Genomic DNA, 11759 nt, shown 5'->3' with positions numbered 1-11759 from the left:
GTCGCCGGAAATGACGAAAAGGGTGTGTCGGAAATCTCCGACACACCCTTGACTTGCCGCTTCGCAAGTCGGGACGACAGGATTTGAACCTGCGACCCCTTGACCCCCAGTCAAGTGCGCTACCAAGCTGCGCCACGTCCCGATGCCCGCCTGACCTGGGGTTTCCCCCGGCCGAACGTGCAGGGAAACAATACCGCACTCGGGTCGATGGTCGCGCACTCGTTTATTCGTGCCTGCCGCTTCAGTGCCGCTCGGGCCGCACTCGCCCGTCCGGCGTCACCGGCGCCGATCGCAGAGCCGTCGGTGCGTCCGCGCGCACCAGGTCCCGTATCGACCGCACCGAGAGCAGCGCGACCGCGACGACGAGACTCATCCCTCCGGCGATCAGGAGCACACGATCGGCGCCGAGGGCGGTGGCGGCCGGGCCGGCGATGGACTGGCCGACCGGCATCATCGCCAGGGAGCCCGCCACGTCGTACGCGTGGATGCGGTTGAGGACGTCGGCCGGGACCTGGGTCTGGACACTCGTCGCCCACATGACGCTCCAGAAGGCCATCCCGGCCCCGGCGACCGCGGCACCCGCCGCCATGGCCGGAACTCCGAGCCCCGCGCCGACCGTCACGGGGAAGACGGCGAACGCGAAGACGCCCATCGCGCCGGCGCGAAGCATCCGCCGGGGGCGCAGCCGCAGGGCGAGCAGGCCGCCGGCGACGGTACCCGCACCGAGCGCGGAGTTGATCAGGCCGTAGGAACGTGCGCCGTGCTGCTGCACCACCTCCGAGGCGACGAGCGGGACGCTCGGGCCCCACACAGTGATCATGTAGACGCACCAGACGGCTATGACACCCCAGAGCCAGGTGCGGGCCCTGAACTCCCGCCAGCCTTCGACCAGATCGGCACGGAAGGCCCTGGTGCCGCGCCGGACCGGGTCACTGCCCGGCCGCCGGGACCGCGCGGGCAGGCGCAGCAGAAGGAGGCACAGCGCGCTCAGCGCGTATGTGGTCGCATGGGCCGTGAACACGCCGCCGGGTGACGCGAAGCCGACGAGCAGGCCGGCGAGGGCCGGGCCGGCGAGCTGGGCCACGGCCTCGGCGATCCGTATGGCGCCATTCGCTCCCTGGACGTCGGTGGCGAGCCGGCGCACCGTGCCGGCGACCCCGGGTTGGAACACCGCGCCCGCCACGCCGTTGACGAAGCCGATCGCACAGATCTGCCACAGCACCACATGTCCGGAGAAGAAGAGCGCGGCGGCCAGGGACTGGGTGCACAGACGGACCAGGTCGGCGCCGATCATCAGCCTGCGGGTGTTGAAGCGGTCGGCGATGACCCCGCCGAACACGATGAGTCCCGCGAAGGCGGCCGATGTCGCGGCCAGGGCGAGACCGACCGCGCCCGCACCGTACCCCTGCTGCAGGAGGCCCGCGGCGAGGGCCACCGGCAGCATGGTGTCGCCGAGCTGGGCGACGGCTCGCGCGACGAAGAACAGCCTGAAGTCCCGCGACCACACCGGGGGTGCCCCGGTCTCCTTGCCCCTGCCCATGCCCCCTGGAACCCCTCCCCTGACGAGCCGCTCAGCCGGCCCGCTCACCCATGCCGCCCCACCAGCCCCCGTGCTAGCCGAAGCCCCCTCCGCCCCGGCTCCCGCACCCGCCCTCGGATCATGACACGAGGCACTGACAACGCCTCAGGGGCTTCAGTCCCCCGCCGGCCGCCCCAGGTCCGGATACGCCTCGAGCAGACGGGTCGGCGCGGCCTGGCGCCAGGAGTCGGCGAGGATGTCGCGCAGCTCCTCCTCGCCGTCCAGGGCGGCAAGCCGGGCCCGTACCCAGGCGAACTGTGCCTCGTGGTCCGCGATCCAGAACTTGTCCGGCTCGGCCAGGACCAGTTCGTCGCGCTCCTCCTTGGGGCAGCGCACCGCGATGGAGGTCTCCTCCTCGGGCAGCGTGGCGAACATCTTGCCCGCGACCCGGAAGGTGGGCATGCTCCAGGCGATCTTCTCGGTCGTGTCCGGCAGGGACAGGGCGATACGGCGTACGTCTTCGGCATCCTGCATGAGACGCACGGTAGCGGCTGCCACTGACAATCACCTGGTGAGAGGGGTCGGCCCGACCCAGCAGGCTAGAAGCTGAAGTTCATGAACGCTCCGAGGCCACGGTCGGCCGCTGCGCCGAAGAACGCGACGAGCTCCTCGTAGGCGCCCTCCAGCCACTCCAGCTCACCCTCGGGATCGAACCTCCACATATTGGGGTACACATCCTCCTTCCCCATCCGCTCCGAGTCGTAGTGGGCCGCCAGCCGCTGCCACGACGTCGCCCGCAACTCCCGTGCCACGCTGTCGATCTGCTCCGCGGTCCACCCGAACAGGCTGCCGTCCTCCCGGATCTGGAACCCGTCCATCACGAACTCCACGGATACCTCGGCCTCGTCGAACAGGAACTGAAGGCCGCCGAAAGCCTTGTCCGGGCCGCCGTAGGGCCGGTCCGGCATCGGGTAGTCCTTGCCGTACAGCTCGGAGACGTACTCATCGGCCCAGTTCGGGTCGTTCTCCGCCCTGTCCAGCTCCTCCGTCGTCGCGCCGACGAACGAAATGCTCACGCCCATGACTGCCAATCCCCCTGTGTGCATTGCCTCTTCGGCCGCTGTGTCGATGCCCTGGTCGATGTCTTGGTCGATCAACGACGGCGAGTGTTCCACGCGGCACTGACAAGGGGGCGATCGGTCACACGTGCTTGAAGTAGATCGTCGTGGGCCGCAGCACTCCGGCCGGGCTCGCCGCGTAGTCGGGAATCACTCCGGCCCGGGTCCAGCCGGCGGAGTCGTACAGGCGCTCCGCGAGGCTGCCGGTCTCGGTGTCCAGGTGGAGAAGGGTGACACCGGCGTCGGTCGCGGACTGTTCGGCGGTCGCCAGGAGTCTGCGGCCAAGGCCCTGTCCGCGTGCCTCCCGGTGCACCATCAGCTTGACCAGCTCGGCCCGGTGCCCGCTGTTCGGCTTGTCGGCGAAGGCGAGACCGACCGTGCCGACGGTTCGCCCGTCCCGGCGCGCCACCCACACCGCCATCCGCCCGGCGCCGACGGCCGCCGCGCGCTCCTCCCACCAGGTCCGGGCCGCCGTACGGTCGAGGGGCGCTAGGAATCCGATCGAGGCCCCGTCGGCCACGGTGTCGACCAGCAGGCCGGCCAAGTCCTCGACCCGGTCCAGCAGTCGGGTCTCGTCCAGTCGGGTCACGATCACGGCAGCACCACCGCCAGCACGTACCGCACCGCCCCGGGCCCCGCGCACCGGAACCGCGTGGGCCCCCACACCCGCATCCGCAGACAGTCCCCGGCGTCGAGATGGTGCTCGGCCTCCTGGACGGTGACGTCGAGCGCCCCTTCCAGCACCCAGATGTGCTGCTCCAGCCCCGGTACGGGCGGCCGGTCGTACGCGATGTCGGCGCCCGCGGTCAGTCGTCCCTCGACGACTTCGGCGCGCAGCCCGGCATGCGGCGGCGACACCGATCGCCGTACGAAACCGGAGGAACGGTCCTCCCACACCGGCTGCTCCGCCATCCGCACCAGCTGCGCCGGCTCGGACTCGACCTCGCTGAGCAGCTGGGACATGGTGCGGCCGTAGACATGACAGAGGCGGTTCAGCAGCGAGGCGGTGGGGCTGACCTCCGCCCGCTCGGCCCGGGACAGGGTCGAGCGGCTGATGCCGCTGCGCTCCGCCAACTCACCCAAGGACCAGCCGCGTTCGGCCCGCAGCTCGGCGAGGCGGGCGCCGAGAAGGGTGTCGACCCTGTCCGGAGCTTCGTCACCACTTGCTTCCCGTTTCATATTCGGGACGGTATCCCAGATATGAAACAGTGATGTTACGGCAGGCTCACTCCCCCGCCGCCTCGCCGAGCGCCTCCAGCACGGGCCTGATCAAGGGATGCTCCTCGGCACCTCGCCGTACGGCCGCGAAGACCCGGCGCGTGGGTGCCACGCCGTCGACGGGACGTACGACGACCCCGGTGAGGTCCATGCCCCGCAGCGCCGAGCGCGGTACGAGCGCCACCCCCGCGTCGGCCGAGGCGAGGGCGACGACCGCGCGGAAGTCGTCCGAGGAGTGTTCGAGGCGGGGCTGGAAGCCGGCACTCTCGCAGGCCAGGACCACCACGTCATGACAGGGGTTGCCGGGGTACGGGCCGATCCAGGTGTCCTTGGCCAGCTCGGCGAGCGGCACCTCCGGCGCGTCGGCCAGGCGATGGCCGACCGGGACCACCGCGTCGAAGGGCTCGGCGTAGAGCGGTACGTGGGACAGCCGGGGGTCGTCGGCGGGCGGCGCCCCGCGGTACTCGACGGCCACCGCGATGTCGACCTGCCGGTCCAGCACCATCGGCAGGCTGGCATCGCCCTCGGCGTCCTGGACGCGGAGGCGGATGCCGGGGGACGTCTCGGCGAGGCGGGCCACCGCGGGCGCGACGACCAGGGCGATGCCGGTCGCGAACGAGGCGACGGTGACCGTGCCGGCCGCTCCCGAGCTGTAGGCCGCGAGCTCGGCCTCCGCCCGCTCCAGCTGGGCGAGGACGGCGTTGGTGTGGCTGAGCAGGATCTCGCCGGCCGGGGTCAGCCGTACACCCTTGGCCCCGCGCTCCACCAGCCGGTGCCCCGTCTCCTGCTCCAGGGCCGCGAGCTGCTGGGAGACCGCGGACGGCGTGAGATACAGCGCGGCGGCAGCCGCCGTCACGGTGCGGTGGTCGGCCACCGCACGGAGGATGTGGAGCCGCCGCGCTTCGATCATGAGATCGATTATCGCAAGGTCCGGCGCGGGCCGGACGTCAGCCTTCGAGTTCCGCCCGGGCCGCGACGAAGGCGTCCACCGCACGGTTGACGTCGTCCGTCGAGTGCGCGGCGGACAGCTGGACGCGGATGCGTGCCTGTCCCTGCGGCACCACCGGGTACGAGAAGCCGATCACGTACACGCCGCGCTCCAGGAGCAGCTCGGCGAGACGGGCGGCCTTGGCCGCGTCGCCGATCATCACGGGGGCGATGGCGTGCTCGCCGGGGAGGATCTCGAAGCCCTCCTCCGTCATACGACGGCGGAACAGGGCGGTGTTCTCGGCCAGCCGGACGCGCAGGTCGTCCGCCGACTCCAGCAGGTCGAGGACCTTGAGGGAGGCCGCCGCGATCACCGGGGCGAGGGTGTTCGAGAAGAGGTACGGCCGGGAGCGCTGACGCAGCAGGGCGACGATCTCGGCGCGGGCCGCCACATAGCCGCCGGACGCACCGCCGAGCGCCTTGCCGAGGGTGCCGGTGATGATGTCGACGCGGTCCATGACACCGTGCAGCTCGGGGGTGCCGCGGCCGCCGGGGCCGACGAAGCCGACGGCGTGCGAGTCGTCGACCATGACCATGGCGTCGTAGCGGTCGGCGAGGTCGCAGATCTCGCGCAGCGGGGCCACATAGCCGTCCATGGAGAAGACGCCGTCGGTGACGATCAGTCGGCGCCGGGCGTCGGACGCGTCCTTCAACTGGCGTTCCAGGTCGGCCAGATCACGGTTGGCGTAGCGGAAGCGGCGCGCCTTGGACAGCCGGATGCCGTCGATGATCGAGGCGTGGTTGAGGGCGTCGGAGATCACCGCGTCCTCCGGACCGAGCAGCGTCTCGAACACACCGCCGTTGGCGTCGAAGCAGGAGGAGTACAGGATCGTGTCCTCCTGGCCGAGGAACGCCGAGAGCCTGGCCTCCAGCTGCTTGTGCACCTCCTGCGTGCCGCAGATGAAGCGGACCGACGCCATGCCGTAACCCCAGCGGTCCAACGCCTCGTGGGCGGCGGCGATCACCTCGGGGTGGTCGGCGAGGCCGAGGTAGTTGTTGGCACAGAAGTTGAGGACCTCGCCGGGGCGGCCACCCGCACTGACGTTGACGGTCGCGGACTGGGGGCTGTCGATGACGCGCTCGGGCTTGTGCAGGCCGGCGGCGCGGATCTCGTCGAGGGTGGCGCGCAGGTCGTCGCGCACGGAGTCGAACATCTCAATGCTCCTAGGAATGCAGAGGACTTACGCGGTGACTCAGGCGGTCCAGTCGAGGATGACCTTGCCGCCGCGACCACTCGCCGCGTCGGCGAACGCCGCCTCGAAGTCGCGGTACCCGTATCGGCCGGTGATCACGGGCGCGAGGTCGAGGCCGCCTTCCAGCAGCACGGACATCGCATACCAGGTCTCGAACATCTCGCGGCCGTAGATGCCCTTGATGGTGATCATCGACGTCACGATCCGGGCCCAGTCGACCGGGAACTCCTGGGCGGGCAGGCCCAGCATGGCGATACGGCCGCCGTGCGTCATGTTGGCGATCATGTCGCGCATGGCCTCGGCGCGGCCGGACATCTCCAGACCGATGTCGAAGCCCTCGCGCAGGCCGAGTACGCGCTGCCCGTCGGCGATGCTCGACTGCGACACGTTCAGCGCGAGACTCACGCCGACCTTGCGGGCCAGCTCCAGCCGCTCCTCGCTGACGTCGGTGATCACGACGTTGCGCGCACCCGCGTGCCGGGCCACCGCCGCGGCCATGAGGCCGATCGGACCGGCGCCGGTGATCAGGACGTCCTCGCCGACCAGCGGGAACGACAGCGCGGTGTGCACGGCATTGCCGAACGGGTCGAAGATCGCCGCGACATCGAGGTCCACCGGCACCCGGTGCACCCACACATTGGTGGCGGGCAGGGCGACGTACTCGGCGAAGGCACCGTCCCGTCCGACGCCGAGGCCGACCGTGGCACGGCACAGGTGGCGGCGGCCGGCCAGACAGTTGCGGCACTTCCCGCACACCAGATGGCCCTCGCCGCTCACCCGGTCGCCGATGGCGATGTCCGTGACATCGCGACCGGTCTCCACGATCTCGCCGACGAACTCGTGCCCGACCACGAGCGGGGTGCGGATCGCCTGCTGCGCCCAGCCGTCCCAGGACCGGATGTGCAGATCGGTGCCGCAGATACCGGTGCGCAGCACCTTGATCAGTACGTCGCCGGGCCCGACGACCGGTTCCGGGACGTCCGCGAGCCACAGCCCGGGCTCCGCCTTCTCCTTGACCAACGCCTTCAACGCTACGGCTCCTGTGCGTGAGTCCCGGCCGCGGGCATGCCGATCGAGCCCGCGGCCGGGGAGGGGGGTGGAATCGCGTAGCAATCTGCCGTACGGCGGCGTCCTGGTCCATCGAGGATTTCTTAAGCTGCGCCACAGCTTTCCTTCACGCCCTCGGCTCGGTGTCCCAGGGCGCGGCTCACCGCTCCAGGCGCGAGACCTGGTAGTGGGCGAGATACCAGCCGTCGCCCTGCCGCTTCACCAGGACGGCGAGCTTGACGAGGACCGCCGGCCGGTCGGTGAAGGTGAACTCGACGTCCAGGTAGCCCAGTACGAGGTCGTCCGCGAACCGCCGGGTCTCGAGGATGCGGTAGTTGGCGCGCATACCGATCGGCTGCGAAGCGTAGTACTCGGCCACACCGGGGCGGCCCACACTGTAGGGGTGCAATCCCTGGAAGATCGCGTCCTCTGTGAAGACGGCGGCGACCTCCTTCGGCTCGTGGGCGTCGACGGCCGTCTTCCAGCGGTCCAGGACATCACGCAGGACCGTCTCATCACCGTTCGTACCGTTCATGACGTCATCCTCCCTCGGTGATCCGGCGCACGCTCAGTGACCGGCGCTCATGCCGCCGTCGACGTGCAGGATCTCTCCGGTGACAAAGGGGGCCGACTCCAGGTAGAGCACGGCGTCGACGATGTCGCTCACCTCACCCATCCGCCCGACCGGGTGCAGGGCGGCGAGGAACTCGTGTGCCTCCTCCGAATGCATGGGGGTCTTGATGGTGCCGGGCGACACGGCGTTGACGCGGATGCCGCGGGTCGCGTACTCGATGGCGAGGGACTTGGTGGCGGACTGCAGGCCCCCCTTGGTCAACGAGGCCAGGACGGACGGGACATTGGAGTCCGCGTTGTCGACCAGGCTCGTGGTGACGTTGACCATGTGCCCGCCACCCTGGGCGAGCAGATGCGGCACGGCCTGCTGGGTGAGGTGGAAGACACCGGTCAGGTTGATCCCGGTCACCGCGGCGTAGTCCTCCGCCGTGTACTCGGTGAACGGCTTCGCGACGAAGATGCCCGCGTTGTTGACCACGGTGTCGATACGGCCGAACCGCTCGAGGGCTGCGGCGACGACCCGCTCCGCGGTGGCGGGGTCGGCGATGTCGCCCTGCACGGTCAGGACGTCGGCGTCGTCCACGGGGGTGATCGTGCGCGAGGTCGCGACGACGGCGTATCCGAGCTTGCGGTAGCCCTCGACGAGAGCGGCACCGATGCCCTGCGAGGCGCCGGTGATGATCGCGACCTTCTGGTGCTGAGTGCTCATGATGACCTTCTCCGAAATCTGATGACCGGTTACTAGCCGACCGGTCGACTATTTGGAAGGTAGGCCGGGCACCCGGCAACGTCAAAGGTCAGGAGGGGTATTCGCGGGACCCGTTTCCTCCCGCGTGGGAGGCCCGGACTCCCAGTACAGGCCCGTGGGCGCACCGCGCGGTACCTGCTTGAGCACCGGCTCGGGCAGCTGCGGGTCCTACGCGCGCGGGTGGAGGCAGGACGGGTCGTCCCCGGGCGCCCCGGCAGGCTGGTCGAAGGAGGTGCTGGAGTACCAGTTTCGTTTGCTGACCTGGCGGTTGGGCCTGAGGACTCGTCTTTTTGCCGGTCCGGGAGCCCAGCATGAGTTGACATCGCGTCTGGCAACACGGCCGGGTGGTGCGGTCTGCTCACGCTCGCGCGTCCGTGACGGCGGCAGTACGGCGGGCGGCCCAACTCCGGCCGGCAGACGGCGCTGCGGGCCCCCGCCCGGCGGCCCCAGCCGCTTGAGGACGACGCCAACTCAGCAGAGTCCTGAAGAACTCACGGGATGTCGCAGTGAGACGCTTGAGTCTCCAGCGGCTGGAAGGTCCAGGATCTCGTCCATGGACGACGAACGCCCCGACGTGCTCACCATCGGCCAGCTCGCGCGCCGCACCGGTCTTGCGGTGCGTACCCTGCGCTTCTGGTCGGATGAGGGAGCGGTGCCGCCCGTGGCCCGCTCCGCGAGCGGCTACCGGCTGTACGACGCCGGGTCCGTGGCCCGAGTTGAGCTGGTCCGCACCCTGCGGGAGCTGGGCCTCGGGCTCGCCGACGTGTGCCAGGTGCTGAGCGGTCGGACCACGGTGACCGAGATCGCCAACTCGCATGTGGCCGCGCTCGACGCACAGATCCGCTCGCTCAAGGTGAGCCGGGCCGTTCTGTCCACCGTGGCGACACGTGGTTCCACCGCTGAGGAGACAGCACTGATGAACCGGTTGGCGCGGCTTTCCGCCGCCGAACGCAAGCAGATCATCGACGAGTTCAAGGCGGAGGTGTTCGGCCCTCTCGACGTCGATCCGCACCTGCGCGACCGCCTGCGCACCTTCAGCATCGAATTGCCCGACGATCCCACAACTGAGCAGGTCGACGCCTGGATCGAACTGGCCGAACTGGTGCGGGACCCCGGCTTTCGCGCCCGGTTGCGCACATGGACGGAGCTCAACACGCCCGTACCGGGGCAGGGCCGTCCCCCCGGGGCGTCCATCTGGTGGGCCAGGCAGGTCGTGCAGATGATCGCGGAGGCCAGAGAACGCGGAGTCGCCCCCGAGGGAGCGGAGGCGGCCGGCATGCTGTCGGAGCTGTTCGGCGACGCCGATAGGGCCGCCGTGCTGCGCAGCCTGGAGGCCGGGATCGAGGCAGGGGCGGAGCGCTACCGCAGGCTCGTCGCCCGTGTGCGCGGGCAGGATTCGTCGCCCGACGCGACCAAGGAACTGGAGTGGCTGGCGCGGGCCCTGCGCGCCGCAGATCAGACCTGACCGTCCGTATTGTGCTGGTGCGCCATCCCGTGAACTCCCCTGAGCCCAGCTGCGTCTCTCTCCCCGTGACCAGGGGTTCTTCCTCCTTCGAGCGCTCTGCGACTCTGTGACGTCACTTCGGGATCCTTCAGGCTTCATCACCAGTTCTCACCACAGCCGACCAGGCACGGAGTGCCGCAGATCCCCGGATCTGACACAGCTTCTGCGCCATTCGCGGACGGTGGCCGGGTCTGTGGTCGACGCACCGACTCCCGCGGCCACCTCGGGGACTGCGAGCCGGAGGTCGCTACGTGGTGGTGTGGCGCTTGGCCTCGGCAGTGATGATCTGCAGCGCCTCGGCGATGCGGTCGTGGTGCGTGCGGTGGGAGACCACGCAGACGCGCAGGGTGTAGCGGCTGTCGACAATCGTGCTGGAGAGCGCGATACGCCGGTGGCTGTTGATCCGCTCCAGCAGGCGGCGACTCGCCTCATCGGCCCGCTCTGCGGCGGCCCGGCTGCCGTCGGCGGGGCGGAAGCGGAAGATCACGGTGGACAGGTCCGGGCGCTGCGGGACCTCCAGCTCCGCGACGCCGGCCAGCGTGTCGTGGACGTGTTCGGCCAGGTCGAGCTTCTCGTCCAGGGCCTCGCGGAAGGCGTCCACACCGTGAAGGTGCAGGGGAAGCCAGGCCCGTAGACCGCGGATCTCGTGGGTCAGCTCGGGCCCGAGGTGACCGGAGTCCGGGATGCTCCCCGCCGCTCCCATGTCCTGGAGGTAGCTGCCGGTGCCGTCGTGCGCGGCGTGCAGGGCGGCGAGGTCGCGGACGACCAGGGCGCCGGTGCCGAACGGCATGAACAGGGTCTTGTGCGGGTCCAGGGTGATCGAGTCGGCCTGCTCCATACCGGCGAGGCGCTCTGAGCCGCGTGCGGTGAGGCGGAAGAAGCCTCCGTAGGCCGCGTCGATGTGGAACCACATGTCCTCGCGGCGGGCCAGGTCCGCCAGCTGAGGCAGCGGGTCGACGGTGCCGGTGTCGGTGGTGCCGGCGGTGGCCACCAGCAGGAACGGCCGCAGCCCGGCGTCCCGGTCGGCGCGGATCATCGCGGTGGCGGTGCGGGGGTCCATCCGCAGGTCCGGGGTGTGCGGGACGGTACGTATGTGGGCAGCGGGGATGCCGGCGAGGCGGGCGGCCTTGGCGACGGAGTGGTGGGCGAAGGCGGTGGTGTAGGCGGTGCCGCCGGCGAGATCCTCGCCGAGCCTGTCGTGGCGGGCTGCGACCGTCGCGGAGAACGTGGCCATCGAGCCACCGCTGGTCAGCAGGCCGCCGCTGCCCTCCCTGAGGCCGCACACCTCGAGGGCCATCCAGCGGATCACGCTCTCCTCCAGCGCGGCGAGGGCCGGGGCAACGGAGGCCAGGCCGCCGTAGCGGTTGGTGGCGCGGTTGTAGAACTCGGCGAGCGCGGCCGTGTACAGACCGCTGCCCGGGATGTATGCCAGGTGGCCGGGCCCGGCGGTCTCCAGAGCGCAGTCGGCGGCCTCGTCCAGGCGCGCGAGCAAGGCCTTCAGGTCGCCGCCCCGGTCGGGCGGAGGTGCCAGGAAGGACCCCACGAGCTCGGCCTCGGCCCGCGGGGACAGGGGGCTGGTCGCGGGGCGTGCTGGGAGGTTCTCGGTGCGATCGACGACACGGTCCAGGACGAGACGGGCCATTTCGGTCATCGTGGCGCGGTCGGGTTCCAGGGGGAAGGGGTGCATGAGGCAGTCCGATGTGCGTGAGACGGGGTACGGAGGTGGTGGTCCGGTGTAATGGCCGGAGCGCGTGACCAGGATGCGTCGGCAAGAGCGGCATACGATGGCGCATTCAGTGCCCGGATGGCCCTGTGGTGCAGGATTGTTCGCCAATCCGGCCAGTACGCTGCA

At 70.3% G+C, this 11759-nt stretch carries 12 protein-coding genes and 1 tRNA gene; 1 reads left to right on the top strand and 12 read right to left on the bottom strand.

Translation table 11 applies throughout. The features are described from left to right. Positions 1–68: 68 nt before the first annotated feature. The 11 genes from ACFQ6S_RS01350 to ACFQ6S_RS01300 form a co-directional block, all read right to left on the bottom strand. Positions 69–142: transfer RNA gene (locus ACFQ6S_RS01350), tRNA-Pro, on the bottom strand. Positions 143–241: 99 nt separating this feature from the next. Next, the gene (locus ACFQ6S_RS01345) at positions 242–1540 is read right to left on the bottom strand and encodes an MFS transporter (protein WP_383401702.1); all 1299 of its coding nucleotides are present in this window, start codon (positions 1538–1540) and stop codon (positions 242–244) included. Positions 1541–1693: 153 nt separating this feature from the next. Beyond that, positions 1694–2053 (bottom strand): MmcQ/YjbR family DNA-binding protein, encoded by a 360-nt coding sequence (locus ACFQ6S_RS01340; protein WP_383401699.1) that lies wholly within the window; start codon positions 2051–2053, stop codon positions 1694–1696. Positions 2054–2118: 65 nt separating this feature from the next. Then, on the bottom strand, positions 2119–2601 hold the full coding sequence (locus ACFQ6S_RS01335) for a DUF1877 family protein (RefSeq protein ID WP_383401696.1): 483 nt from the start codon (positions 2599–2601) through the stop codon (positions 2119–2121). A gap of 118 nt (positions 2602–2719) precedes the next feature. Continuing rightward, positions 2720–3232, bottom strand: coding sequence for a GNAT family N-acetyltransferase (locus ACFQ6S_RS01330; RefSeq protein WP_383401693.1), 513 nt, complete (start codon positions 3230–3232; stop codon positions 2720–2722). Continuing rightward, positions 3229–3816 carry a helix-turn-helix domain-containing protein gene (locus ACFQ6S_RS01325; protein ID WP_383401691.1) on the bottom strand — a complete coding sequence of 196 codons (588 nt, stop codon included), beginning with the start codon at positions 3814–3816 and terminating at the stop codon, positions 3229–3231. The genes ACFQ6S_RS01330 and ACFQ6S_RS01325 overlap by 4 nt, the downstream gene beginning before the upstream one ends. A 46-nt stretch (positions 3817–3862) precedes the next feature. Further along, the gene (locus ACFQ6S_RS01320) at positions 3863–4765 is read right to left on the bottom strand and encodes a LysR family transcriptional regulator (protein ID WP_383401688.1); all 903 of its coding nucleotides are present in this window, start codon (positions 4763–4765) and stop codon (positions 3863–3865) included. Between the two features lie 37 nt (positions 4766–4802). Next, a complete protein-coding gene (locus ACFQ6S_RS01315; protein ID WP_383401685.1) occupies positions 4803–5996 on the bottom strand; it encodes a glycine C-acetyltransferase in 1194 nt (397 codons plus the stop codon). A 39-nt stretch (positions 5997–6035) separates the two neighbouring features. Next, on the bottom strand, positions 6036–7064 hold the full coding sequence (gene tdh / locus ACFQ6S_RS01310) for an L-threonine 3-dehydrogenase (RefSeq protein ID WP_383401683.1): 1029 nt from the start codon (positions 7062–7064) through the stop codon (positions 6036–6038). 178 nt (positions 7065–7242) lie between these two features. Next, positions 7243–7617, bottom strand: coding sequence for a YybH family protein (locus ACFQ6S_RS01305; RefSeq protein ID WP_383401680.1), 375 nt, complete (start codon positions 7615–7617; stop codon positions 7243–7245). A gap of 33 nt (positions 7618–7650) precedes the next feature. Continuing rightward, positions 7651–8364, bottom strand: a complete 714-nt coding sequence (locus ACFQ6S_RS01300; protein ID WP_383401677.1) for an SDR family NAD(P)-dependent oxidoreductase — start codon at positions 8362–8364, stop codon at positions 7651–7653. Between the two features lie 592 nt (positions 8365–8956). Between ACFQ6S_RS01300 and ACFQ6S_RS01295 the strand changes: the two genes are divergently transcribed. Further along, positions 8957–9868: a MerR family transcriptional regulator gene (locus ACFQ6S_RS01295; protein ID WP_383401674.1), complete on the top strand. Its 912-nt coding sequence runs from the start codon at positions 8957–8959 to the stop codon at positions 9866–9868. Between the two features lie 286 nt (positions 9869–10154). Here the strand turns inward: ACFQ6S_RS01295 and ACFQ6S_RS01290 are convergent, their stop codons facing one another. Beyond that, positions 10155–11549 carry a pyridoxal phosphate-dependent decarboxylase family protein gene (locus ACFQ6S_RS01290; protein ID WP_383401671.1) on the bottom strand — a complete coding sequence of 465 codons (1395 nt, stop codon included), beginning with the start codon at positions 11547–11549 and terminating at the stop codon, positions 10155–10157. Between the last annotated feature and the right edge of the window lie 210 nt (positions 11550–11759).

The sequence above is a fragment of the Streptomyces sp. NPDC056479 genome, from assembly GCF_042795335.1.
Lineage (GTDB): Bacteria > Actinomycetota > Actinomycetes > Streptomycetales > Streptomycetaceae > Streptomyces.
The sequence above is the reverse complement of the archived record's forward strand: the minus strand, read 5'-3'. Positions and strand labels throughout refer to the sequence as shown.

What these genes read in the sequence shown, in the direction of transcription:
- ACFQ6S_RS01345 (WP_383401702.1), bottom strand. Translation starts at nt 1,540, where the DNA reads ATGGGCAGGGGCAAGGAGACCGGGGCACCCCCGGTGTGGTCGCGGGAC.
- ACFQ6S_RS01340 (WP_383401699.1), bottom strand. Translation starts at nt 2,053, where the DNA reads ATGCAGGATGCCGAAGACGTACGCCGTATCGCCCTGTCCCTGCCGGAC.
- ACFQ6S_RS01335 (WP_383401696.1), bottom strand. Translation starts at nt 2,601, where the DNA reads ATGGGCGTGAGCATTTCGTTCGTCGGCGCGACGACGGAGGAGCTGGAC.
- ACFQ6S_RS01325 (WP_383401691.1), bottom strand. Translation starts at nt 3,816, where the DNA reads ATGAAACGGGAAGCAAGTGGTGACGAAGCTCCGGACAGGGTCGACACC.
- ACFQ6S_RS01320 (WP_383401688.1), bottom strand. Translation starts at nt 4,765, where the DNA reads ATGATCGAAGCGCGGCGGCTCCACATCCTCCGTGCGGTGGCCGACCAC.
- ACFQ6S_RS01315 (WP_383401685.1), bottom strand. Translation starts at nt 5,996, where the DNA reads ATGTTCGACTCCGTGCGCGACGACCTGCGCGCCACCCTCGACGAGATC.
- ACFQ6S_RS01305 (WP_383401680.1), bottom strand. Translation starts at nt 7,617, where the DNA reads ATGAACGGTACGAACGGTGATGAGACGGTCCTGCGTGATGTCCTGGAC.
- ACFQ6S_RS01300 (WP_383401677.1), bottom strand. Translation starts at nt 8,364, where the DNA reads ATGAGCACTCAGCACCAGAAGGTCGCGATCATCACCGGCGCCTCGCAG.
- ACFQ6S_RS01295 (WP_383401674.1), top strand. Translation starts at nt 8,957, where the DNA reads ATGGACGACGAACGCCCCGACGTGCTCACCATCGGCCAGCTCGCGCGC.
- ACFQ6S_RS01290 (WP_383401671.1), bottom strand. Translation starts at nt 11,549, where the DNA reads ATGGCCCGTCTCGTCCTGGACCGTGTCGTCGATCGCACCGAGAACCTC.